The organism is Actinospica robiniae DSM 44927 (assembly GCF_000504285.1).
In the GTDB taxonomy this organism is placed as follows: Bacteria; Actinomycetota; Actinomycetes; order Streptomycetales; family Catenulisporaceae; genus Actinospica; species Actinospica robiniae.
In genome coordinates this window covers 3,622,824-3,649,357 of sequence record NZ_KI632511.1, presented here as the reverse complement: position 1 = coordinate 3,649,357, position 26,534 = coordinate 3,622,824, and the positions used below count along the sequence as shown (strand labels likewise).

The following is a 26,534-nucleotide window of genomic DNA, read 5'->3' as shown; positions in this document are numbered from 1 at the left end:
GCGCGGGCCGGCACCTTGATCCGCACCACCCGTCACCTCGCTAGGAGTCGCGATGAGCACGATCTCGCCCGTCCTGCTGCACGACCAGGTCGCCCGGCAGGCCGCGCGCACCCCGCAGGCGGCCGCGGTCCTCGACGGCGGCCTCGTCCACAGCTACGCGCAGCTCGACGCCCGGGCCAACCGCCTGGCCAACCACCTGCGCGACCTCGGGGCCGGCCCCGAGGTGCCGGTGGCGGTGTGCCTGGAACGCGGCTTCGACCTCGTCGTCGCCCTGCTCGGGGTATGGCGGTCCGGCAGCGCGTACGTGCCGATCGACCCGGCCTATCCGGCCGCTCGGCGCGAGTGGATCCTGCAGGACACCGCCGCGAAGGTCGTGCTGGACGCGGACACGGACTGGACCGCGCTCGAGCGCTGCCCGGACAGCGATCCGCGGGTGCGGATCGAGCCGGACGCCGCCGCGTACATCGTGTACACCTCGGGCTCGACCGGCCGGCCGAAGGGCGTCGTGGTCACCCACGAGGGCATCGGCAACCGGGTGGGGTGGACCGTGCGCCGCCACGGCCTGGGCCCGGCCGACCGGGTGTTGCAGAAGACTTCGATCGGATTCGACGCTGCCTGCTGGGAATTCTTCGGCCCGCTCAGCTCCGGCGGCTGCGTGGTGCTGGCGCCGCGCGGAGCCGAGCGCGACCCGGCGGCACTGGCCCGGGCGGTGCGCGACGAGCGGATCACGGTTCTGCAGGGCGTGCCCTCGGTGTACCGGCTGCTCGCCGAGGAGCCGGCCTGGCGCGAGTGCTCGTCGCTGCGCCTGGTCTTCTCCGCCGGAGAGGCCCTGCACGCCGAGCTGTGCCAGCGGCTGCTGGCCGGCCACGACTTCGCGCTGTGGAACACCTACGGCCCGACCGAGTGCTCCATCGACGCCACCGCGCACCGGCTCGACCCGGCGCAGCTGACCGGGCCGGTGCCGATCGGCCGTCCGATCGAGAACCTGTACGTGGTGGTGCTCGACCCGGCCGGCGAGCCGGTGCCGGTCGGTATGGCCGGCGAGCTGTACCTCGGCGGCCGCGGCCTGGGGCGCGGCTATCTGAATCAGCCCGCGCTGACCGCGGACCGGTTCGTTCCGGACGAGTTCGGCGAGCCGGGCTCCCGGCTCTACCGCACCGGCGACCGGGCGCGCTGGCGGGCGGACCAGAGCCTGGAGTACCTCGGCCGGGTCGACGACCAGCTCAAGGTCAACGGCGTGCGGATCGAGCCGGGCGAGATCGAGGCGGTGCTGACCGGACACCCGCAGGTGCGCGGCGCCGCCGTGGTCGGCCTCAAGGACGAATCCGGCGCGACCCGGCTGGCCGCGTACGTACGCACCGCAGAGCCGGTGCCGCCCGGGCAGCTGCGTGAGTACCTGGTCGGACGGCTGCCTGAGGCGGTCATCCCGGCTGTCTTCCGCTCGGTCGAGCGATTCCCGCTGACGCCCAACGGCAAGGTGGACCGCGCTGCGCTGGCCGCGATCGTGGAGCCGGCCGAGCAGGGTGGATTCGTCGAGCCGAGCACCCCGGAGGAGCGGTTCGTCGCCGAGGCCTGGCAGGACCTGCTCGGGATCGAGCGGGTCGGCGCGCACGACGACTTCTTCCAGCTCGGCGGCTCCTCGCTGGTGCTCGCCCGGCTGGCCGGCCGCCTGATCGAGGGCGGCCGCGCGGCCATCGAGCCGCGCAAGCTGTTCACCGCGACCACGGTGCGCGCACAGGCCGCGCTGCTGGCGGAGAGCGCTGGGGCCGGCGACGGCGGAGAGGGCGCCGCGGCGGCGATCCCGCTGCTGCCGCGCGGCCGAGGGCTGCCGCTCTCCTTCGGTCAGCAGCGGTTGTGGTTCCTGGACCAGATGCACCCGGGCAGCCGGGAGTGGGTCGCGCCGTTGTTCCTGCGGCTGCCGGCCGACCTGGACGTGCTCACCGTGCAGCGCGCTCTGGACGCGCTCGAAGTGCGGCACGAGGCGCTGCGTACGCACTACACGACCGTCGAGGGACAGCCCTTGCAGTACCCCGGGGCACCCGGACCGGTGGAGCTGCGCGTGGTCGACCTTCCCGCGAGCAACGCCGAGCAGGTCGACGATCGGCTCGCCAAGCTGTTCGGCGAACAGTTCGATGGCGGATTCGACCTCGAACACGGCCCGCTGTGGCGGGCCATGCTGGTGCGCATTCCGGGGCAGCCGCATGTGCTGCTGATCACCTTGCACCACATCGCATCCGACGGCTGGAGCACCGTTGTGCTCAGCCGCGACCTGCGTGAACTGGCCGCCGCCGAGGTGGCCGGCCGCGTGCCGCAGCTGCCCGAACTGCCGGTGCAGTACGCGGATTTCGCGTCCTGGCAGCGTGCGCAGCTGACCGACCAGGTGCGCACCGGCGAACTGGAATACTGGCGTAAGGCCCTGGCCGACCTGCCGCGGCTCGAACTGCCCGCGGACCGGGTGCGCCCGGCCGAGCGAGACCCGGCCGGTTCCGGGGTGCGGGTGGAACTGCCGGCCGAGTTGGCCGGCGCGCTCGCCGACCTCGGCCGCGGCTGCGCGGCGACGCCGTTCATGACACTGCTCGCCGGATTCGCCGCGACTCTGGCCCGGTACACCGGCCAGTGGGACGTCCCGGTCGGCACCCCGGTGGCCGGCCGCGGCCGGCCTGAGGTGGGCGACGTCGCCGGGTTCTTCCTCAACTCCCTGGTGCTGCGCTGCGGCCTGGCCCCGGAGCTGTCCTTCACCGAGGCGGTCCGCCGGGTGCGCTCGTCCGCCGTGTCAGCGTTCGAACACCAGGCGCTGCCGTTCGAGCTGCTGGTGGACGAGCTCGTCCCGGAGCGCGACCTGTCGCGCACCCCGCTCTACCAGGTCGCCTTCGACCTGCAGGACGAGGGCGCGACCAGCGTCACCGCCGAGGACGACACCGCGATGGAGGCCTTCCAGCGCGCGTGGAAGGTGGCCAAGACCGACCTGACTCTGTTCATGTGGCGCCGGGCCGACGGCTCCCTGGCCGCAGCGTTCGAATACGCCACGACGGTCTTCGACCGGGACACCGTGCAGCGCCTGGCCGACCACTTCGTCAGGCTGCTGACTGCCGCGGTCGCCGACCCCGACACCGCTCTGGCCGATCTCGAGTACCTGGCCGACGCCGAACGCGGGCAGCTGGTGGCCGGATGGAACGAGACCGCGGCCGACTTCCCGGCCGGCACCGTGCTCGACCGGTTCGAGGCCCAGGTCGCCGCGACCCCGGACGCCGTCGCACTCGAAGCGGGCGAGCGCACGTACAGCTACGCCGAGCTCGACGCCCAGGCCGCCAGGACGGCGAACCTGCTACACAACAGCGGCCTTCGCGCCGGCGCTGTGGTCGGCGTGCTGCTGGACCGGGGCGTGGACCTGCTCGCCACGCTGCTCGGCGTGTGGAAGCTCGGCGGCGCCTATGTGCCGCTGGACCCGAGCTACCCGGCGGAGCGGATCGCCGCGATGCTCGAGGACGCCGGAGCCAGCGCCGCGGTCAGTACCGCCGCATACGCCGAGCGCCTGACGGTGCCGACGCTGATGGTGGACAAGCACGCCCAGATGATCGGCTCGACCTCGGTGCGCGCGCTGCCGCGGACCACCGACCCGGACGAGCTGGCCTACGTCATCTTCACCTCCGGGTCCACCGGCCGCCCCAAGGGCGTGCAGGTGACCCATCGAGGCCTGGCCAACCACGTCGGCTGGGCGGCGGCCGAACTCGCCAGCCGGGGCACCGGCGGCGCGCCGCTGTTCTCCTCAGTGGCCTTCGACCTGGTCGTGCCGAACCTGTGGGCGCCACTGGTCGTCGGGCAGCGGGTGCACGTCATCGCCCCGGACCTCGATCTGGCCCGGCTGGGCTCGGCGCTCAGCGCGGCCGGCCCGTTCAGCTTCATCAAGCTGACGCCCGGACACCTGCAGATCCTCGGCGAGCAGCTGGCGGATGAGGCGGCCGCGGACCTGGCCGGGGTGATCGTGGTGGCCGGCGAGGCGCTGCCCGGGTCGCTGGCCAACCGCTGGCTAGACCTGCTCGGCCCCGGACGGCTGATCAACGAGTACGGCCCGACCGAGGCGTCGGTGGGCACCTGCATCTTCCCGATCCGGGACCGGCAGCCGGAGGGCACGGTGCCGATCGGCCGGCCGCTGCCGAACATGACCATGTACGTGCTCGACTCCGCGCTGCGTCCCGTCCCGGTCGGGGTGACCGGCGAACTGTACGTCGGCGGGACCGGCGTCGCCCGCGGCTATGCCGGACGGCCGGAGCTGACCGCGGAGCGGTTCCTGCCCGACCCGTTCGGCGCGGGCGGCCGGCTCTACCGCACCGGCGACCTGGTGCGCCGGCTGGCGAGCGGCGACGTGGCCTTCCTCGGCCGGATCGACGACCAGGTCAAGATCCGCGGCTACCGGATCGAGCCGGGCGAGATCCGCGCGGTGCTCGCGGCGCACCCGGGCGTGCGCGACGCCGCGATCCTCGCCGACCAGCACCACCTGACCGCCTTCTACGTGCCCGACCAGGACGGCGCCGCCGTCGAAGGGCTCGCGGAGTACTGCGCGACCCGGCTGCCGGACTACATGGTCCCGGCCGCGTTCGTCCTGCTCGACCGGATCCCGCTCAACGCCAACGGCAAGCTGGACCGCTCCGCGCTGCCCGGGCCGCCCGAGTCCGGGGCCGGAGCCCAGGGGCAACTCGCCCCGCGCACCGTGGTCGAGGAGCGGATCGCCGAGGTCTGGACCGAGCTGCTCGGCCGGCCGGTCGGCGTTCTGGACGACTTCTTCCAGCTCGGCGGGCACTCCCTGCTCGCGATCCGGCTGATCGCCCGGCTGCAGGAGGAGTTCGACCTCGACCTGCCGATGCGGCTGATCTTCGAGCGGCCCAGCGTCGCCGGCCTCGCCGAGGCGGTCGAGGCCGAGATCCGGGCCGAAATCGCCGCGCTGCCGGAAGAGCAGCTGCGCCGCGAGACCGCCGCCGATTCCACCGCTGACACCGCGCCCAAGGAGCCAGGAGCATGACCCAGAGCGCCGCAACCGCCCCCGACCACGGATCCGGCCCCGCCGCCGACGACGCGGCCGCGGCCGACGCGGCCCGGGAGGAGCTGGTCCGGCGCCGGCTGGCCGGCGCCGGGCGGCGCGGGGGCCGCGACGGCCGCATCGCGCCGGCCGACCGCTCCCGGCCGCTGCGCCTGGCCTTCGGGCAGGAGCAGCTGTGGTTCCTCAACCGGCTGGAGCCGGACAGCGCGGAGTACCTGGTCCCGCTGGCGCTGCGGCTGACCGGTCCACTGGACCGGCCGGCCCTCGCCCGTGCCTGGGACGCGATCGTCGCCCGGCACGAGATCCTGCGCACCCGCTACACCATGGTCGAGGACGAGCCGGTGCAGCTGGTCGACCCGGCACCCGGCCCGGGCTCGGCGCTCGCGCTGGCAGAGCTCGATCTGACCGCGCTGGCCGGGCACGAGCGCGCCGAGCAGATGGAGCGGCAGCTGGCCCTGGACGCCACGACCGGGTTCGACCTGGAGCGCGACTGGCCGGTGCGCGGCCGTCTGCTGTGCCTGGCCGCGGACGAGCACGTGTTGTCAGTGGTCTTCCACCACATCGCCTGTGACGCTTGGTCCACCGAGGTTTTCCTGCGCGAGCTGTGCGAGGGTTACGCCGCGTACACCGCGGAGCCGCAGGGCCGCCCGGCCAAGCCGGCCGACACCCTGCCGATCCAGTACGCCGACTACGCCGCGTGGCAGCGAGCCACTCTGTCCGGCGGGCTGCTCGAGAAGCAGCTCGGCTACTGGCGATCCCGGCTTTGCGACCTGGCGCCGCTCGAACTGCCCGCCGACCGCCCGCGCCCGCCGGTGCGCGACTGGCACGGTTCCGCAGTGCCCTTCGAACTGCCCGAGGACCTGGCCGCGGGCTTGCGCGCCTTGGCCGAGGCCCAGAACGTCACCCTGTTCGTGGCCTTCCTGGCCTCGTTCCAGGCGCTGCTCTCCCGGTATACCGGCGCCACCGACATCCCGGTCGGCACGGTCGTCTCCGGACGCGGCCGACCGGAGTTGCAGGGCCTGATCGGCTACGGCATCAACAGCTTGGTCGTGCGCGGCCTGTGGGACGGTGACCCGAGGTTCGCCGGGCTCCTGGCCGGGGCCCGCACGGCCGTGCTGGACGCCTTCGATCATCGCGAGATCCCGTTCGCCCGCCTGGTCGACGAGCTCCAGCCGGAGCGCGACCTCTCCCGCACGCCGCTGTATCAGGTCGCGTTCACCATGCACGAGGGCCGGGCCGCTGACCTCGCGCTGCCCGGCGTGCAGGTGGAAGCGGTGCCCGCACAGTGGCGCGTCGCGAAGGTCGACCTGACTCTGCACATTGAGACCGGTGCCGACGGCCGCCTGCGCGGCCTGCTCGAGTACGCCGACGCCCTGTTCGACCGGACCACCGTCGAGCGGATGGTGCGGCACTATCTGCGACTGCTCGCTCAAGTCACCGCCGACCCGGGGACGCGGGTCTCCGACATCGCGCTCTACGACGACACCGAACTGTCCGTACTCCTTGAGACGGCCGGCACCGGGCGGGTCGAGCCGCCCACGGCGCGCCTGGACAAGCTGTTCGAGGAGCGGGTGCGTGTGTCGCCGGATGCGGTGGCGGTGGTGTTTGAGGGTGTGGGGTTGTCGTATGCGGGTTTGAATGTGCGGGCGAATCGGATTGCGCGTCGGTTGGTGGGGTTGGGTGTGGGTCGTGAGTGTGTGGTGGGGGTGTGTTTGGAGCGGGGGTTGGATTTGGTGCCGGCTTTGTTGGGGGTGTTGAAGTCGGGGGCTGGTTATTTGCCGCTTGATCCGGTGCAGCCGGTGGAGCGGTTGGGGTTCATGGTGGGGGATGCGGGTGTGTCGGTGGTGGTGACGGATTCGGTGGGTCGGGGGTGTCTGCCTGCTGATTTCGGGGGTGTGGTGGTGGTGTTGGATGAGGAGGATCTGGAGGGTTTGTCGGGTTCGGATCTGGGGGTGTCGGGGGGTCCGGATGATTTGGTGTATGTGATTTATACGTCGGGGTCGACGGGTCGGCCGAAGGGGGTGTGTTTGTCGCATGGGAATGTGGTGCGGTTGTTGTCGTCGGCTCAGGAGCATTATGGGTTTGATGAGTCGGATGTGTGGCCGTTGTTCCATTCGTATGCGTTTGACGTGTCGGTGTGGGAGTTGTGGGGTGCGTTGTTGCAGGGTGGTCGTCTGGTGGTGGTGCCGCGGGGTGTGACGCGGTCGCCGGATGATTTTCTGGATTTGCTGGTGGGGCATGGGGTGACGGTGTTGAATCAGACGCCGTCGGCGTTTCGGGGGTTGGTGCGGTTGGCGGGTGAGGGTGATCCGCGGATCGATCGGTTGTCGTTGCGGGCGGTGGTGTTCGCGGGGGAGAAGCTGGAGTTCGCCGAACTCGCCCCCTGGACCGCGCGCCGCGATCTGGCGCAGACGCGGCTGCTGAACATGTACGGCATCACCGAAACCACCGTGCACACCACCTTCCACCAGGTGACGCAGGAGGAGATCGAGACCGCTACCGGCAACCCGATCGGCCGGCCCTTGGCGGACCTGCGCGTCTACCTGCTCGATGCACGCGGCGGCCTCGTGCCGGTCGGCGTTCCGGGTGAGATCTATGTCGGTGGTCCCGGTGTGGCGCGCGGGTATCTCGGGCGTCCGGAGCTGACGGCGGAGCGGTTCGTTCCCGATCCGTTCGGCGGTGCCCCGGGTGCGCGGCTCTACCGCAGTGGTGATCTGGCTCGGCGTCTGCCGGATGGCCGGCTGGAGTTCTGTGGCCGGATCGATGACCAGGTCAAGATCCGCGGGTACCGGATCGAGCTGGGTGAGATCGAGGCGGCGCTGGCCGCGGTTCCCGGGATCCGCGACGCGGTCGTGGTGGTGCGCGAGGACACCCCCGGCGACAAACGCCTCGTCGGCTACGGCGTTCCGGCCGGCGGACAGGCGCCCGCGCCCGGCGACATCAGGGCCCTGCTCTCTCAGTCGCTGCCCGACTACATGATCCCGTCCGTGTTCGTGCCGCTGGCCGCGCTCCCGCTGACCGCCAACGGCAAGCTGGACAAGCGCGCCCTGCCCGCACCGGACCAGCGCACGCAGACCACCGCGGGCGAGTACGTCGCCCCGCGGACCCCGGTCGAGGAGCGGATCGCGGCCGTCTGGTCCGCGGTGCTGCGGGTGAACAAGGTCGGCGTGGACGACGGCTTCTTCGACCTCGGCGGCGACTCGATCCGGGCCGTGGCCCTGGTCGGCGCGCTGCGCACGGCCGGGTTCGACGTGGCGGTGCGGGACGTGTTCGAGTTCCGCACGGTCGCGCTGCTGGCCGGGTTCGTCACGGGGCGCCCGGCCCCGGCCGAGGCGGCCGCCCCGGTGGCACCGTTCGCGCTGATCAGTGCCGCCGACCGGGCCAGGCTGCCGGAGTCGGCGGTCGATGCCTACCCGCTCTCCCAGGTCCAGGCCGGCATGCTCGTGGAGATGCTGGCCGGCGACGGGCAGAACAACTATCACAACGTCACCTCCTTCCGGATCGTCGACCAGACCCCCTTCTCCGAGGCGGCGCTTCGGGCCGCTGCCGCGGTGGTCGTGGCCCGGCACGAGGTTTTGCGCACCGGGATAGACCTGAGCACCTACAGCCGGCCGCTGCAGCTGGTGCACGAGTCGGCCGTGATGCCGGTCGAGGTGCACGACTTGACCGGCCAGACTCAGTCCTCGATCACCGAGCACCTGCACGCCTACTCCAGGCGCGAAAGGGCCACCCTGTTCGACCTCGCCACGCCGACGCTGCTGCGGATCGGCGCGCACGCGTGCGACGGCGGCGTCTGGTGGATCTCGGTCACCGAGTGCCACGCGGTGCTCGAGGGCTGGAGCCACCACTCGCTGCTGATGGAGCTGCTCGCCTGCTACCGCCGGATCCGGGACGGGCTCGAGCCGGAGCCGGTGGCACTGCCGGAGGTGCGGTTCGCCGACTTCATCGCCGCCGAACTCGAGTCCCTGGAATCCGCGCAGGATCAGGAGTACTGGGGCGGCATCGTGGCCGACTACCCCCGGTTCGCCCTGCCGACGGGATGGGGAACGACCGACCCGGACGCGCCGCGCGGCACCTATGTGGTCGCAGCGCCCTACCACGATTTGCAGGACGGTCTGCGCGCCCTGGCCGCCAAGGCCCGGGTCTCGATGAAGGCCGTGGTGCTCGCCGCGCACCTCAAGGTACTGAGTCAGCTCACTGATGAGGCGGAGTTCTCGGCCGGTCTGGTCTGCGACGCCCGCCCCGAGATCGCCGGCGCCGACCGGGTGTACGGCATGTACCTGAACACGGTGCCGTTCGCGGTCGACCGCGAGGCGCGCACCTGGCGCGAGCTGGTGCAGCAGGTGTTCGACCGCGAAGTCCGGCTCTGGCCGCACCGGCGTTTCCCGCTGCCGGCGATCCAGCGCCTGGCCGGCGGCACCAAGCTGATCGAGGTCTACTTCAACTACCAGGACTTCAACCAGGTCGACACCAACCTGGTGGACTATCAGGCCAGCATCGACGAGAGCCCGACCGAGTTCCCGCTGACCGTCTCCAGCCGCGCCGGCGCCTTCATGCTCACGGCCAATCCGCGCTCGCTGAGCCTGGACAACGCCCAGCGGATCGCGGCGATGTACCGCGCCGTGGTCGAGGCGATGGTCGCGGACTCCGAAGGCGACGCCCGCGCGGTCTACCTGCCCGAGGGCGAACGCGAGCTGCTGCGCGCGCTGGCCGGCGGCGAGGTGGAACTGCCGGTCACCCAGGGCATCCACGAGGCTTTCGAGGCGGCCGCGGCCCGCTACCCGGACGCCGTCGCAGTGGCCTTCGAACAGGAGGAGCTCGACTACCGCGAGCTGAACGAGCGGGCCAACCGGCTCGCGCACCGGTTGCGCGAGCTCGGCGCCGGCCCGGAGCGACTGGTCGGGGTCTGTCTCGAGCGCGGGCCGGACCTGGTGCCCACGCTGCTGGGCGTGCTCAAGTCAGGGGCCGGATACCTGCCGCTGGACCCGGCACTGCCCGCGGACCGGCTGGCGTTCATGCTCGGAGACGCGCAGGCGCCGGTCGTGGTCACCAGCGGCAGGCACGCCGCCGGGATCGCAGAGTTCTACCAGGGCGCGCTGGTCGATCTGGATCGTGACGCCGAGGAGCTGCGTGCCCGCCCCGACGAGAACCCGCCGTCGCTCAGCGGCCCGGGCAACCTCGCCTACGTGATCTACACCTCCGGCTCGACCGGCCGGCCCAAGGGCGTGAGCGTCACCCATGCCAACGTTCTGCGTCTGATGGCCGCAGGCGACCGGCACTACCACTTCACGCCCGAAGACGTCTGGCCGCTGTTCCACTCCTTCGCCTTCGACGTCTCGGTCTGGGAGCTGTGGGGCTCGCTGCTCTACGGCGGCCGGCTGGTCGTCGTTCCGCAGCAGGTCACGCGTTCCCCGGAGGACTTCCTCGACCTGCTGGTCGAGCACGGCGTCACGGTGCTCAACCAGACCCCGTCGGCCTTCAAGGGCCTGATCCGGCTCGCCGCCGACGGCGATCCGCGGATCGGCCGGCTGCGGCTGCGCGCCGTGGTCTTCGCCGGGGAGAAGCTCGAGTTCGACGATCTGCATCCGTGGACCGACCGGCTCGGCCTGCAGGCGCCGGAACTGCTGAACATGTACGGCATCACCGAGACCACGGTGCACACCACCTTCCACCGGCTGGCCGCGGCCGATCTGGCGGCCGGGGCCGGCAACCAGGTCGGGCGCCCGCTGGCCGACCTGACCGTGCACATCCTGGACCGCGAGGGGTACCCGGCCCCGCTCGGCGTGCCCGGGGAGATCCACGTCGGCGGCCCCGGGGTGACCCGCGGCTACCTCAACCGGCCGGAGCTGACCGCGCAGCGGTTCGTGCCCGACCCGTTCGGCGCCCCCGGCAGCAGGCTCTACCGCAGCGGGGACCTGGCCCGGCGGCTGCCCGACGGCACCCTGGAGTTCTACGGCCGGATCGACGACCAGGTGAAGATCCGCGGCTTCCGGATCGAGCTGGGCGAGATCACCGCGGTCCTGGCCGACCACCCGGGCGTGCGCGACGCGGTCGTGCTGGTGCGCGAGGACCAGCCCGGCGACCGGCGCCTGGTGGCCTACTGCGTGCCCGCCGGCGCCGAGCCGGTCCCGGCCGGCGAGCTGGCCGAGCACTGCGCCGGCCGGCTGCCCGGGTACATGGTGCCGGCCGCGTTCGTCGCCCTGCCGGTGCTGCCGCTGACCGTGAACGGCAAACTGGATCGCAGGGCCCTGCCGGCCCCGGACCGATCCGCCCTGCGCGCCGACCAGCACTACCTCGCCCCGCGCACGCCGGTCGAGGAGCGGATCGCGGCGGTGTGGGCCGAAGTGCTGGGCGTGGCGCGGGTCGGGGTCACGGACGGTTTCTTCGACCTCGGCGGCGACTCGATCCGGGCGGTGACGCTCGTCGGCGCGACCCGCGCGGCCGGGTTCGACGTGGCCGTGCGGGACGTGTTCGAGTACCAGACGGTCGAGCGCCTGGCCGAGCTGCTGACCGGCCGTCCGGCCCCGGCCGGCCCGGCCGAGCCGGTGGCCAGGTTCGCGCTGATCGACTCGCAGGACCGTGCGAAGCTGCCGGCCGACGCGGTCGACGCCTACCCGCTGTCGCAGGCGCAGGTCGGCATGCTGGTCGCGATGCTGGCCCAGGACGGGCAGAACGCGTACCACAATGTCAACTCCTTCATGATTCCGGACGAGCGCGGATTCGACCTGGCGGCGCTCGAGGCGGCGGCCCGGGTGCTCACCGAGCGGCACGAGATCCTGCGCACCTCCGCCGAACTGGTCGGCTACTCGGTGCCGATGCAGGTGGTGCACGCCGAGGCCCGGATCCCGGTGGCGGTGCACGATCTGCGCGGGCTCGGCGACATGGAGCGGCGCGCCCGGGTGGCCGAGTTCGTCGCGGCCGAACGCGACCGGCTGTTCGACCTGGGCACCGCGCCGCTGCTGCGCTTCACCGTGCACCTGGTCGACGGCGGTTGGCGGATGTCCTTCACCCAGTCGCACGCCATCACCGAGGGGTGGAGCTACCACTCCATGCTGATGGAGTTGCTGACCTGCTACCGGGAGGTCCTCGACGGCGTCGAGCCCGGCGCGGCTGAGCCCGGCGCGGCCGAGACCGAAGCCGCCGAACCGGCCGCGCCCGCGGTCCGCTACGCCGACTTCATCGCGGCCGAACTCGAGTCCCTGGCTGGCGAGGAGGACCGCGCTTACTGGCGCGCGCTGGTCGAATCGCACCCGAAGTTCGCCCTGCCGTCCGGCTGGTGCGACGAGCCGGCCCCCGCGCCGGACGCCCCGCGCGAAGCGATCCGCGGCGGAGTCTCGCTGCGGCCGTTCGACGCGGCGCTGCGCGCCCTGGCCGCCGACTGCCGGGTCTCGCTCAAGGCGGTGCTGCTCGCGGTGCACCTGAAGGTGCTCAGCCAGCTGACCGAGCAGGAGTCGTTCTCGGCCGGCCTGGTGTGCGACGCGCGGCCCGAAGTGCTGGGCGCGGACCGGGTCTACGGCATGCACCTCAACACCCTGCCGTTCGGCCACGACCGCGGCGCACGCACCTGGCGCGACCTGGTGCGGCAGGTGTTCGCCCGCGAGGTCGAACTCTGGCCGCACCGCCGCTTCCCGCTGCCCGCGGTCCAGCGCGAGGCCGGCCGGGAGAGCCTGATCGACGTCATCTTCACCTACCTCGACTTCCACATCGTCGACACCGAACAGGTCGACTCGGACGAGACGATCAGCGACAGCCCGACCGAGTTCGGCCTGTCGGTCACCACCATCGGCGGCTACCTCGGACTGAGCAGCAGCACCCGGTACTTCAACCGGGTCAACATGAACCGGCTCTCGGCGATGTACGAGGCCGTGCTGACCGCGATGACCGCCGATCCGGACGGCGACGCGCGCGCCACCTGCCTGCCCGCGGGCGAACGAGACCTGCTGCTCGGCGAGGTCAACCGGGTCGTCCCGGCCGCCCCGGTGCGCCCGCCGCACGAGCTGTTCCAGGAGCACGCCGCCGCCCGCCCGGGCGCCACCGCACTCGTTTTCGGCGACACCCGGCTGACCTACGCGGAGCTCAACGCCCGGGCCAACCGGCTCGCGCACAACCTGCGGGCCCGCGGCGTCGGACCGGAGCGGCTGGTCGGCGTCCACCTCGAGCGCGGTGTCGAGGTCGTGGTCAGCATCCTGGCGATCCTCAAGGCCGGCGGCGCCTACCTGCCGCTGGACCCGGCCTACCCGGCGGATCGGCGTGCCTACATGCTCGCCGAGTCCGGTGCCGGCTGGCTGATCAGCGACAGTGCTCTGATGGCCGACGCGGGACAGGGATCTGATACGTCCGAGCCGTCGGGCGCCGCAGGCCCCGGCTACGAGCTGATCCTGTTGGACCAGGAAGACTTCTCGGACCATCCCGGCATCGACCCGCAGCCGAGTGCGAGCGCCGGGAACCTGATGTACGTCATCTTCACCTCCGGCTCGACCGGTCGGCCCAAGGGCGTATGCGTCACCCACGCGAACGTGCACCGGCTGTTCACCAGCACCAGCGACGACTACGGGTTCGACGAGCACGATGTCTGGACCCTGTTCCACTCCTACGCCTTCGACGTCTCGGTCTGGGAGCTGTGGGGCGCGCTGATGCACGGCGGCACCCTGGTCGTCGTGCCCTTCGACGTCGCCCGCTCGCCTGAGGACTTCCTCGAGCTGATGGTCGAGCACCGCGCCACCATCCTGTGCCAGACCCCGTCGGCGTTCCGTTCGCTGGCCGCCGCGGCGGCTCAGGGCGATGCCCGGCTGGAGCGTCTGGACCTGCGCGCGGTCGTCTTCGCCGGCGAGAAGCTGGAACCGGCCGAACTGGCCCCGTGGGCCGGGCGGCTCGGCCTGGACCGGCCCCAGCTGATCAACATGTACGGCATCACCGAGACCACCGTGCACACCACCTACTACCGACTCGACGAGAGCGACTTCGCCTCTGGCGCGCCCAGCCGGGTCGGCCGGAAGATCGACGACTTGACGCTCCACCTGCTGAGCCCGGAAGGCGACCTGGTGCCGCTGGGTGTGCCCGGCGAGATCTTCGTCGGCGGGCCCGGGGTGACCCGCGGCTACCTGAACCGGCCGGAGCTGACCGCGCAGCGGTTCGTACCCGACCCGTTCGCCGCCGGACAGCGGCTCTACCGCAGCGGCGACCTGGCCCGGCGGCGCGCGGACGGCGGCCTCGACTTCCTCGGCCGGATCGACGACCAGGTCAAGATCCGCGGCTACCGGATCGAGCTCGGCGAGATCAGCGCGGTCCTGGCCGCGCAGCCGGGCGTCCGCGAGGCGGTGGCGGTGGCGCGCGGGGAGAGCCTGGTCGGCTACTACGTGCCGGCCGAGGGGTGTGACCCGGACATCGCCGTGCTGCGCAGCGCGCTCGGCGTGCGGCTGCCGGACTACATGGTGCCCGCGTTCTTCGTCCGGCTCGAGGCGATCCCCCTGGGCAGCACCGGCAAGCTCGACCGGCGCGCCCTGCCCGCCCCGGACCTGGCCGCGCTCGGCGATCAGGTCGGCCGACGCGAGCCGGCCACCGCCACCGAGCGGCGCCTGGCCGAGATCTACGCCGAAGTGCTCGGCCTGGAGCGGGTCGGCGTGGACGCCGGCTTCTTCGAACTCGGCGGCGACTCGCTGCGCGCGGTCGCACTGGTCGGCGCGCTGCGGCTGGCCGGCTTCGACCTCGGGGTACGGGACGTGTTCCAGTACCAGAGCGTGGCCCGGCTCGCCGAGCTGCTCGACGCCCGCCCGGCCTCGGCGGCCGGCGACGCCGCGCGCTTCGTTCCGGTCGCTCCCTTCGCCCTGATCGACGAGGCTGATCGCAGGCTGCTGCCACCAGGCGTGACCGACGCCTATCCGGCCGCGCAGGCGCAGCTCGGCATGGCGGTCGCGGCGCAGAACGCGACCGGGCGCACGCTCTACCACATCGTCTCCTCCTTCCGGATCCGCGACGACCGCCCCTTCGCAGAGGCCGCACTGCGCGCCGCCGTGCAGGAACTCGTCGACCGGCACGAGACGCTTCGCACGTCCTTCGCGACCGCCGGATACTCAGTGCCGCTCCAGCTGGTGCACGGCGAGGTCTCGGCCGCCGTCGTGGTCCACCCGGACATGGGCGGCCATGAGGAGTTCGTGGCCGCCGAACGTTCGAACGCGTTCGCCCTCGACCAGGCCCCGCCGCTGCTGCGCGTCGCCGCGCACGTCGAGACCGACGAGGCGTGGTGGCTGACCATCGCGGTGAGCCACCTCGTCACGGGCGGCTGGGATTTCAATACCCTGCTGATGGAGTTCGTCCGCACCTACCGCGCACACCGCGACGGGACCGCGGCCGAGCAGCCCGAGGCGGCCGGGACCGGCGTGCGCTACGCCGACTTCATCGCGGCCGAAGTCGCCTCGCTGGAGTCGGCCGAGGACCAGAGCTACTGGCGGGCGATCGCCGAAGGCTATCCGGCCTTCGTCCTACCCGAGGGCTGGGGCGAGGCGCACGCTGCGGCGGAGGCCGCACACGCCCGCGTCGCCTACCACGACCTCGACGCTGCCCTGCGCTCGTTCGCCGCGGCCGAACGCGTCTCGGTCAAGTCCGTGCTGCACGCTGCGCACCTGAAGGTGCTCGGCCAGCTGACGTCGGAGCGTTCCTTCTCCAGCGGCCTGGTGTGCGACGCGCGGCCCGAGGTGCTCGGCGCCGACAAGGTCAACGGAATGTACATCAATACCCTGCCCTTTGCCGTCGAGCGCACCGCGGCGACCTGGCGGGAGCTCGTCCACCAGGCCTTCGACCGCGAGGTCGAGCTCTGGCCGCACCGTAGCCACCCGCTGCCGGCGATCCGCCGGGCCACCGGCCTCGGCCCGCTCGACGTGGTCTTCGACTTCACCGACTTCCACCAGGTGGACCTCGGCGCGGTGGACATCCAGGCCAGCGACGAGCAGGGCGCTACCGAGTTCGGGCTCAGCGTGAGCACCGCGGGCGGCTTCGTCAATCTGGCCGCCGATGGCAGGGTGATGAGTCAGTCCGGCCTGGACCGGGTGGCCGGCATGTACCGCGCCGTCCTGGAGGCGATCGCCGCTGATGCGGACGGCGACGCCCGAGCCGTGTACCTGCCCGCCGGGGAGCTCGAGCGGATCCTGGGCGAGTGGGCCTACGCCCCGAACCACGCGGTGACCGGCGCGGGCGAGCCCCGGCTCGCCCACGAGGCCTTCGAAGCCCGGGCGGCCGCCGACCCGGACGCGGTCGCCGTGGTCGACGACGGATCCCGGCTCGGCTATGGCGAGCTCAACGCCCGTGCCAACCGGTTGGCCCACCACCTGCGCGCCCTCGGCGTCGGGCCCGAGGTCCTGGTCGGAGTGTGCGCCGAGCGCTCGGTGGAGCAGGTGATCGCGCTGCTGGCGGTGATCAAGGCCGGCGGCGGCTACGTGCCGCTCGACCCGACACTGCCCGCCGAACGCCTGGCCTTCATCCTCGAGCAGATCGAGGCCCCCATCGTGCTCTGCGATCCGTCCGGGCGCTCGGCCCTGCCGGCCGGCCCGGCACGGCTGATCGCGCTCGCGGACCCGGCGCCCTGGGCCGAGATGCCGGCCACCGACCCGGTCCGCACGGCCGACCCGGCCGGCACCTGCTACGTCGTCTACACCTCGGGATCGACCGGACGCCCCAAGGGCGTGGTCAACTCGCATGCCGCCCTGGCCAACCGGATCGACTACGTGGCCCGGGAGGTCTATCGGCTCGAGCCGGGCTCGGCCCAGCTGGTCAAGACCGAGATCGGCTTCGACGTCGCCGTCGGCGAGGTGCTCGCCGCGCTGTCCGTCGGCGCCCGGCTGGTGCTGGCCGCGCCGGGCGGGCATCGGGACCCGCGCTACCTGCGCGACCTGATCGCAGCCGAGGGAGTCACCGCCGTCGACGCGGTGCCGACCCTGCTGGCGCCGCTGCTGGCGGCCGGCCTGGCCGAGTGCACCGGACTGCGCAGCCTGTGCTTCGGCGGCGAGGAGTTCCCGGTGGACCTCGCCCGGACGCTGACCGCCGCGTTGCCCGACTGCGCCGTGTTCAACGCCTACGGGCCCGCGGAGGCGTCGATCGACGTCACCGCCTGGCAGTGCACTGCCGAGGAACTGGCAGGGCTCTCCCGCGTCCCGCTCGGCCGGGCGCACCCGAACGTGCGGCTCTACGTCCTCGACGAGGACATGCGCCCGGTGCCGGCCGGAGTGCGCGGCGAACTGTACCTCGGCGGCGTCGGCCTGGCCCGCGGCTACTACGGCTCGCCGGAACTGACCGCCGCCGCGTTCGTGCCCGACCCGTTCGCGCCCGAACCGCAGGCGGGCTCGCCGGACGGCCCCGGCGCTCGGCTCTACCGGACCGGCGACGCAGTGTGCTGGCGCCCGGACGGCACCCTGGACTTCCTCGGCCGTGTCGACGCTCAGGTGAAACTGCACGGCGTGCGGATCGAACCGGGCGAGATCGAGGCGGCCCTGCGCGGCTGCCCCGGCGTCACCGACGCGGTCGTCGTGGTCCGCACCGACAAGGGCCGTCGCAGCCTGGTCGGCTACTACGTGCCGCGGCCCGGAGACGCGACGCCCGCGCCGGCGCAGCTGCGCTCGCTGCTCGCCGTGGCGCTGCCGGCCGCGTTCGTCCCGGCCGCCCTGGTCGCGCTCAATGTCCTGCCGCTCGGCCCGACCGGCAAGGTGGACCGCGGCCTGCTGCCCGCCCCGCAGCCCTCTGACTTCCCGGTGGGCCAGTACGTCGCCCCGCGCGACCCGCGAGAGGAGCAGGTCGCCGCGATCTGGCGCGAGGTGCTCGGCGTGGACCGCGTCGGCGTCGAGGACAGCTTCTTCGACCTCGGCGGTGATTCGCTGCGCGCCATCGCCTTGGTCGGCGCGCTGCACTCGGCCGGATACGCCACCTCGGTCCGGGAGGTGTTCGCGCTGCGCACGGTCGCGGAACTCGCCGCCGCGCTCACCCCGCTCGCCTCGGCCGGCGCCGCTGCGCGTGCCGCCGCGGTCGAGCCGTTCGCGCTGCTTTCCGTGGCGGACCGGGCGGCCCTGCCGCCGGGTCTGGCCGACGCCTACCCGCTGTCCCAGATCCAGCTCGGCATGGTGTTCGAGCTGATGGCCGGCGAGGGTCCGGGCGCGTACCAGAGCGTGCTGTCCCAGCAGATCCGGGACACCCGGCCGTTCGAACCGGAGGCGTTCGCCGCCGCGGTCCGCGCGATCGTCGACCGGCACGAGATCCTGCGCACCTCCTTCGCGCTGAGCGGCTACGCCACGCCCTTGCAGCTCGTGCACGAGGCGGCCGAACCGCGGATCGTGGTCGAGGACGGGAGGGGCCTGCCGCCACAGGAGCAGTCCGCGGCGCTGGCCGCGTACGTGGCCGCCGAGCGCGCCGACCGCTTCGAGATCGGCAACGCGCCGCTGGTGCGTGTCGCGGCGCACCTGGCCTCCGATGACACCTGGTGGCTGACGTTCACGATCTTCCACGCCGTGACCGAGGGCTGGAGCAGTGCCCTGCTGCTCGAGGAGGTCATCAAGGCCTACCAGCGGATCCGTGACGGTCAGGCCCCTGATCTGCCTGCGCTGCCGGACGTGCGGTACGCCGACTTCATCGCCGGGGAGCTCGAGGCGCTGGCCTCACCGGAGGACCAGGCGTACTGGACCGGCGTCGTGTCCGGCGCCGCCCGGTTCACACTGCCCGGGTGGGGCGAGCAGGGCACTGCGACTCCGCTGCACGGGGAGGTCGACCTGCGCGACCTCGACGAGCGGCTGCGCGAGCTCGCCACCGCCGGCCGGGTCTCGCTCAAGGCCGTGCTGCACGCCGCGCACCTCAAGGTACTGAGTCAGCTGACGGGAGAGGTCGCGTTCCACGCGGGCCTGGTCTGCGACGCGCGGCCGGAACGGGCCGGGGCGGACCGGATCCAGGGTATGTTCCTCAACACCCTGCCCTTCGTCTACCAGCGGTCCGCGCGCACCTGGCGCGATCTGATCCGCGACGTGTTCGACCAGGAGGTCGAGCTCTGGCCGCACCGCCGCTACCCGATGCCCGCGATTCAGCGCGGCAACCGGCAGCGGCTGATCGAGGTGCTGTTCAACTACCAGGACTTCTCCGGTGCCGCGCGGGCCGCGACGGGCGCGGTCGGCGGCGGCGATTCCGGCCGTGTCGCCGGGATCGGCGCCACCGAGGTGAGCCTGGGCGAAGGCGACAGCGAGTTCGCCCTGTCCGTCATCAGCGTCGGCGGCCGCCTCGACCTGACCACGACCACCGCCGCGCTCAGCCGCGCGAACCTCGACCGGTTGGCCGGCATGTACCGCGCGGTGCTGGAGGCGATGGCCGCCGACCCCGACGGCGACGCGCAGGCGACGTATCTGCCCGCCGGCGAACGCGATCGGCTGATCAGCGGCGGGGCCTCGCAGCCGGCCGTGGCCAAGGTGACCCACCGTTTGCACGAGCTGTTCGAGGAGCGGGTGCGTGTGTCGCCGGATGCGGTGGCGGTGGTGTTTGAGGGTGTGGGGTTGTCGTATGCGGGTTTGAATGTGCGGGCGAATCGGATTGCGCGTCGGTTGGTGGGGTTGGGTGTGGGTCGTGAGTGTGTGGTGGGGGTGTGTTTGGAGCGGGGGTTGGATTTGGTGCCGGCTTTGTTGGGGGTGTTGAAGTCGGGGGCTGGTTATTTGCCGCTTGATCCGGTGCAGCCGGTGGAGCGGTTGGGGTTCATGGTGGGGGATGCGGGTGTGTCGGTGGTGGTGACGGATTCGGTGGGTCGGGGGTGTCTGCCTGCTGATTTCGGGGGTGTGGTGGTGGTGTTGGATGAGGAGGATCTGGAGGGTTTGTCGGGTTCGGATCTGGGGGTGTCGGGGGGTCCGGATGATTTGGTGTATGTGATTTATACGTCGGGGTCGACGGGTCGGCCGAAGGGGGTGTGTTTGTCGCATGGGAATGTGGTGCGGTTGTTGTCGTCGGCTCAGGAGCATTATGGGTTTGATGAGTCGGATGTGTGGCCGTTGTTCCATTCGTATGCGTTTGACGTGTCGGTGTGGGAGTTGTGGGGTGCGTTGTTGCAGGGTGGTCGTCTGGTGGTGGTGCCGCGGGGTGTGACGCGGTCGCCGGATGATTTTCTGGATTTGCTGGTGGGGCATGGGGTGACGGTGTTGAATCAGACGCCGTCGGCGTTTCGGGGGTTGGTGCGGTTGGCGGGTGAGGGTGATCCGCGGATCGATCGGTTGTCGTTGCGGGCGGTGGTGTTCGCGGGGGAGAAGCTGGAGTTCGCCGAACTCGCCCCCTGGGTCGCCCGGCACAGCCTCGCCAGGGTCGCCCTGGTCAACATGTACGGGATTACCGAAACGACGGTGCACACCACCTATCACCGGATCGTGCGCGCCGACCTGGCGCCGAACGCCGGCAACCCGATCGGCCGGCCCCTGGCGGACCTGCGCGTCTACCTGCTCGACGGGCAGGGCAACCTGGTGCCCGAGGGCGTGCCGGGTGAGATCTATGTCGGTGGTCCCGGTGTGGCGCGCGGTTATCTCGGGCGTCCGGAGCTGACGGCGGAGCGGTTCGTTCCCGATCCGTTCGGCGGTGCCCCCGGTTCCCGGCTGTATCGCAGTGGTGATCTGGCTCGGCGTCTGCCGGATGGCCGGCTGGAGTTCTGCGGCCGGATCGATGACCAGGTCAAGATTCGCGGGTACCGGATCGAGTTGGGTGAGATCGAGGCGGCTCTGGCCGCGGTGCCCGGGATCCGCGACGCGGTCGTCGTGGTGCGCGAGGACACCCCCGGCGACAAACGACTCGTGGCCTACCTGACCACCTCGTCCGCAGCAGCCCCCGCACCTGACCCCGACTCAGCGGATTCCGCTGCGGATCACGCCGCAGACGATCCCCTGAGCCCGTCCGCCTTGCGGGCCACGCTTGCCAGGACCCTGCCGGAGTACATGCTGCCGACCGCCTTCGTCACCCTGCCTGCTCTGCCGCTCACGCCCAACGGCAAACTCGACAAGCGGGCCCTGCCCGACCCCGGCGACAGCGCCACCGCCCGGGTCGAGTACGTCGCTCCGAGTACGCCGGTGGAGTGCGCGCTGGCCGAGATCTGGGGCCGGGTCCTGGGAATCGGCCGGGTCGGCGCGCAAGACCGCTTCTTCGACCTCGGCGGCGACTCGATCCGGCTGATCCAGGTAATCGCCGACGCACAGCAGGCCGGCCTGGCTCTGTCGCTGCGGATGTTCTACGAAGACCTCACCCTGGAGCAGTTCGCCGCCCGCGTGCCGCAGCCGGGAACCGAACCCGGGGCGGCCGACCCGGCCGCCCTCGCCGACGCGGCCGCACCGGAAGCCGCGGCCGTCCCAAGTACGCGCGGTCGCGGGCTGCGAATCCCGTCCCCGGCGGCCACCATGGCCGAGCACCACGTTCCGGGCGTGGCGATCGCGCTCATCGAGGGCGGCGAGATCGCGGAAGCGCGCGCCTTCGGGGTGCTGCGGGCCGACGGCGCCGAACCGGCGACCGCGGACACGGTCTTCCAGGTGGGCTCGGTCAGCAAGTTCGTCTCCGTCCTCGGCGCGCTCAGCCTCGTCCGGGACGGCCGGCTGGAGTTCGACCGGAACATCAACGACTACCTGACCTCGTGGCGGGTGCCCGGGCGTCGGGCGGTGAGCCTGCGCCGGCTGCTCGGCCACCTGTCCGGTCTGACCCCGGTGGAGAACACCGTGTTCGCGCCGGACGAGCCCCTGCCCGGCCTGCCCGACCTGCTCGACGGGCGTCCGCCGTTCCGGACCCCGCCGGTCCGGGTCGACCGGGCCCCGGGCACCGCCTTCGAGAACGCCAACGTCAACTACGCGGTCCTGCAGCAGCTGATCGAGGACCGGACCGGCACGCCGTTCGCCGACCTGATCCGCGAGCTCGTCCTGGATCCGCTGGGCATGGCCGGAAGCGGCTTCGAGCCGGACTTCCCGAGCCGGTGCGGCCGGCCGGTCGCGGCCGGGCACGACGAGGCCGGCGTCCCGGTGCCCGGCGGCTGGCGGGTGCGCCCGGACACGGCCGCGGCAGGGCTGTGGACCACCGCGCCGGACCTGGCCCGGGCCGTGATCGAGGTGCGCTCGGCCTACCTCGGGGACGGCGGCAGGGTGCTCACCCGCGAACTGGCCGCCGAGATGCTCACCCCGCATCCGGGGGCGCATTACGGCCTGGGCACGGTCGTGGACGACGACGGCGCAGACCTCGAATACGGCCACGGCGGCGAGATGCCCGGCTACCGCGCCACCGTCTCCGCGCTGCTGCGGGCCGGCGACGGCGTGGTCGCCCTGACCAACGGCCGCTCCGGCCGCGAAATCGCCCGGTTCCTGGCCGCGCGGCTGCGGACCCACTGAAGAGAGGCAAGGCATGGCAGTGCGAACACGAAGCCTGATATCGATCGACGACCTGTCCGACACTGACCTGCGCCGGATCGTGGAGCGCGGCCGCCGGTTCGCCGACGGCGAACGGGCCGCGCCCCTGGCCGGAAAGGTGGTCGGCACCTACTTCGCCAAGACCTCCACCCGGACCAGGACCGCGTTCTCCAGCGGCGCGCTGCGCCTCGGCGCCGGCGTGGTCCCGTACGGGCCCGGCGATCTGCAGACCAACACCGGCGAGACCTACGAGGACACCGGCCGGGTGTTCGCGCGGATGCTCGACGTCCTGGTCGCGCGGACCGCCGGCGACCCGGCGCAGCTGCGCGGCTGGGCGGCCGAGGGCGGCATGTCGGTGGTCAACGCGATGACCGCGGACGAGCACCCGACCCAGGCGCTGGCGGACCTGACCACGCTGCTCGGGCACTTCGGCCGGCTGGAGGACCTGCGGCTGCTCTACATCGGCGAGGGCAACAACACCGCGGCGGCCCTCGCACTGGCCCTGACCCGGATCGAAGGCTTCGAATTCGAGGTGCGCACTCCGCCCGGATACGGCCTGGACCCGGCGATCGCGGCCCGCGCCCGGAACCAGGCGGAGGCGTCCAAGGGGGCCTTCGCCGAGAGACACGACATGGACGAGCTGCCCGAGGCGCTGGACGTCATCTACACGACCCGCTGGCAGACCACCGGGACCACGAAGCCGGACCCGAACTGGCGGGAGATATTCGCCCCCTTCCAGGTCGTCCGGGACCTGTGGCAGACCAGCCCGGAGGCGGTGTTCATGCACGACCTGCCGGCGCATCGCGGCGAGGAGGTCACCTCGGAGGTGCTCGACGGGCCGCAGAGCATCGCGTTCCAGCAGGCCGCGAACAAGATGTACAGCGCCATGGCGGTGCTCGAGTGGTGCCAGGGAACCGATACCGAGGTGGACCAGCGGACATGACGACCGTCGACAAGTCAGATCAGCAGCTGCGCCTCTCCGCGCCCGAGTCCGATCCGCTCGCGGATCTGGTTCCGGATCCCGTGTCGGACGCCGAGATCGAGGCCGTGGCCGAAGACGCCGGCGCCGCCGCCGAGGCCGAGGTGCCCCTGGGCAAGAATCGCGACTTCCTGCTGCTGTGGGTCGGCGCCGGGGTCGCCTACATCGGCTCCCGGGTCAGCGCCATCGCCTACACGCTGCTGGTCTTCTGGAACACCGGCTCCGCCGCCCAGGCCAGCTTCGTGTCCACCGCGGCGCTGTTGCCCAGCCTGTTCATGCAGCTGCCCGCCGGACTGCTGGTGGACCGCTGGGGCCGGCGCAAGGTGATGATCGGCTGCGACATCGGCCGGATCATCGCGATCGGCAGCGTCATCGCCGCCGTGGCCCTCGGGCACGTCTGGCTGCCGCAGCTGATGGTCGTCGCCTTCGTCGAGGGCAGCCTGACCATCCTCTACCTGCTCGCCGAACGCGCCGCGGTCTTCACCGTGGTCGAGGAGGAGCAGATCGGCTCGGCGATGTCCCGCAACGAGGCGCGCAACCAGGCGGCCGGCCTCGTCGGCCAGCCGCTGGGCACGCTGCTGTTCGCGGTCTTCCGCTGGGTCCCGTTCGCCTCGACCGTGATCGCCCACTTCATCTCGCTCGGCACGCTGATGTTCATCCGGCGCGACCTGAGCGTGACCCGCAGCGAGAACAAGCGCACGCCGGTGGGCGACCTGGCCGAGGGCTTCAAGTTCGTCTGGTCGCAGCTCTACCTCCGCAGGGCCCTGATGCTGATCGCGGCCAGCAACATCCTGTTCCAGATCCTCGCGCTCGGCCTGATCGTGATCATCCACCGCCACGGCGGCTCGGCCACCACCATCGGCCTGGTCATCGCGGCCAGCGGCGTCGGCGGCATGTTCGGCGCCCTGCACAGCGGGATCTTCATGCGCCGCTTCGGCATCCGCCGGATCATCATGGGCGTGAACCTGGCCTGGGCGCTGCTGATGACCAGCATCGCCTTCGAGCAGACCCCGGTCGGTCTGGCCGTGATCTTCACCCTGATGCTCTACGGCGGCGGCGTGGCCAACGTCGCGGGCATCGTCTACACGATGCGCACCACGCCGGGGAACATGCAGGGCCGGGTGGGCTCGATCGCCAACCTGCTCGCCTCCGGCGGCAACTCCCTCGGCGCCCTCGTCGCGGGCGTGCTGCTCGACTCGTACACGTCGAAGACGGTCATGTTCATCGTCGGAGCGGTGATGGCCGCGCTCGCGGTCCTCGCCTTCGCCTGGTTCGGCGGACGCAAGGCCGCCGCGCTCGAGAAGGAACTGCACCTCGCGGACTGACGGCACAGCGTGGCGGTACGGATCACGGCGGCCGGGACGGTAGACGTCCCGGCCGCCGTGTCTTTCTGCCCGCCGGTGGCCGCAGCCGCAGCGGTGGCCTTAGCCGTGGCCTTTAGAGCGATTTGATGATCGGCTGAGTGCTCGTGGAGCGTCGCGGCCTGTCGGGTCGGGGTGGTCGTTGTGGTGTGGGCGGCCGCTTCGCTCCGCCCTCGGTTTCGTTTGCCCGCCCTGCCCACCCGTTGCTTTGGCGGGGTGGGCTGGGGTTTCAAGATTTCGCCTCCGGCGGGGGCCCTTCTCTCGGAGAGAGTGCCGGTTCGCGTGGGTGCTGGCGTTGGCGGGGCGGGCTGGGGTTCGGGGTGGTCGGGTGTCGGGGGTGTGCTGAGACGAAAGTCCCACGGAGGCCCAGTTCAGAGCATGATCTATTAATTATGCAGCATAAGGACTTTCCCACCGACAGGGTGAGGCCACGAGCCCCCGAGCCCTCTCTCCTTGGTCGGTCCCCGGAGGCAATCAGGAACCTGCCGGGAGCTCAAGCGGCGGTGGCCCTCGTTGGTGCTGGATCTTGCATCGCGCCGCTTGACCTCCCGGCAGAACCCTGATCGGGCTTCGCCTGCCCGACCGAGGAGAGAACACACCCCCTGAGGGTCTAGTGCGAGCTGCGCTCGGGCCCAGACCCATCCCGTGGCCCGGCCACGCTCGATGCGGAAGGATTCTGCATCGCTGTGATCCGGCCGTCCCGGTCCTCGATCCGCGCGGAGGGTCGGTGCTCGGGTCGCGCTGATGTCAGATCCTGCATGGCCTCGGCGTGATCGACTCCGATCCCGGATCTCGCGGCGCAATCCTGCAGGCCGGCCGTGCCCGGTGCGGAAGGTTTCTGCATCGCCCCGGTCGGTTCCGCCCGGTGCTCACGCACTGCGCAGGATCGTGCGACTCGGTCGCACGCCGAGGGGAAATCCTGCACCGTTCTCGGCCACGTCCCGCCGCCATCAGCGCAGCCATCGCGTTCACCGCCCCTTCCGTCACAAGCCCTGACCCTCGTACCCTTCCATGCTAGATGCCACTACCGACAAAAACGGCGAATCCGTCCTTTCGCTGGATAAGCAAAAATCATGGAGATTTCCGGGCACTCGGGCGGGCTCTCGGGCGTTGAAGGAGTAGAGAAGAAGACGGCGGCCCAGACAGAACGGCGATGCAGAATCCTTCCGCATCGAGCGTGGCCGGGCCGCGGGACGTGACTCGGCCCGAGCGCGGCTCAGACTCGTACCCTCAGGGGGTGGGTTCTCTCCTCGGTCGGGCAGGCGAAGCCCGATCAGGAACCTGCCGGGAGGTCAAGCGGCGCGATGCAAGATCGAGCATGAGCGGAAATCTCCGCCGCTTGAGCTCTCGGCAGGTTCCTGATTGCCTCCGGGGACCGGCCGGGGAGAGAACCCACCCCCGGCACCCGACCACCCCGAACCTCAGCCGGCCCCGCCAACGCCAGCACCCACGCGAACCCGGCACTCTCTCCGAGGGAAGGGCCTGCCAGCGGCGTTTTTCGTCTTGAAACTGCAGGTCGCCCCGTCAACGCAACGGGTGGGCGGGTGGTCAGACGAAACGGGCGACGCGAAGCGGCCGCCCTCACCCTGACCTGACACGTCATCCCACGCCCCACCAGCGCTCAGCCGATCATCAAATCGCAATAAGCCGTGGCTGTCTCCGTACCCACAGCCGCAGCCGTATCCGCGGCCGTAGCCGTACCCATGGCCGCGGTTCACGGGTGGTGCGCGCACACGAATGGGCCGCCGTCGGAAGTCCTCCGACGGCGGCCCGTGAAGCGTTTCGCG

General features: G+C 71.7%; 4 protein-coding genes. All 4 read left to right on the top strand.

Features of this window, described 5'->3' with window-relative positions; all coding sequences use genetic code 11:
- The first annotated feature begins 52 nt into the window (after positions 1-52).
- The 4 genes from ACTRO_RS15415 to ACTRO_RS15400 are packed head-to-tail and all read left to right on the top strand — an operon-like array spanning position 53 to position 24,711.
- The gene (locus ACTRO_RS15415) at positions 53-5,017 is read left to right on the top strand and encodes a non-ribosomal peptide synthetase (protein ID WP_051450883.1); all 4,965 of its coding nucleotides are present in this window, start codon (positions 53-55) and stop codon (positions 5,015-5,017) included.
- On the top strand, positions 5,014-22,389 hold the full coding sequence (locus tag ACTRO_RS15410; RefSeq protein WP_051450882.1) for a non-ribosomal peptide synthetase: 17,376 nt from the start codon (positions 5,014-5,016) through the stop codon (positions 22,387-22,389). Before ACTRO_RS15415 ends, ACTRO_RS15410 begins: the two co-directional genes overlap by 4 nt.
- A gap of 13 nt (positions 22,390-22,402) precedes the next feature.
- A complete protein-coding gene (locus ACTRO_RS15405; RefSeq protein ID WP_034263758.1) occupies positions 22,403-23,350 on the top strand; it encodes an ornithine carbamoyltransferase in 948 nt (315 codons plus the stop codon).
- The gene (locus tag ACTRO_RS15400) at positions 23,347-24,711 is read left to right on the top strand and encodes an MFS transporter (RefSeq protein WP_084316283.1); all 1,365 of its coding nucleotides are present in this window, start codon (positions 23,347-23,349) and stop codon (positions 24,709-24,711) included. The genes ACTRO_RS15405 and ACTRO_RS15400 overlap by 4 nt, the downstream gene beginning before the upstream one ends.
- Positions 24,712-26,534 lie beyond the last annotated feature (1,823 nt).

Bases quoted from the DNA above. Each gene is read 5' to 3' on its own strand.
- ACTRO_RS15410 (WP_051450882.1), top strand. From the start codon at position 5,014: ATGACCCAGAGCGCCGCAACCGCCCCCGACCACGGATCCGGCCCCGCC.
- ACTRO_RS15415 (WP_051450883.1), top strand. From the start codon at position 53: ATGAGCACGATCTCGCCCGTCCTGCTGCACGACCAGGTCGCCCGGCAG.
- ACTRO_RS15405 (WP_034263758.1), top strand. From the start codon at position 22,403: ATGGCAGTGCGAACACGAAGCCTGATATCGATCGACGACCTGTCCGAC.
- ACTRO_RS15400 (WP_084316283.1), top strand. From the start codon at position 23,347: ATGACGACCGTCGACAAGTCAGATCAGCAGCTGCGCCTCTCCGCGCCC.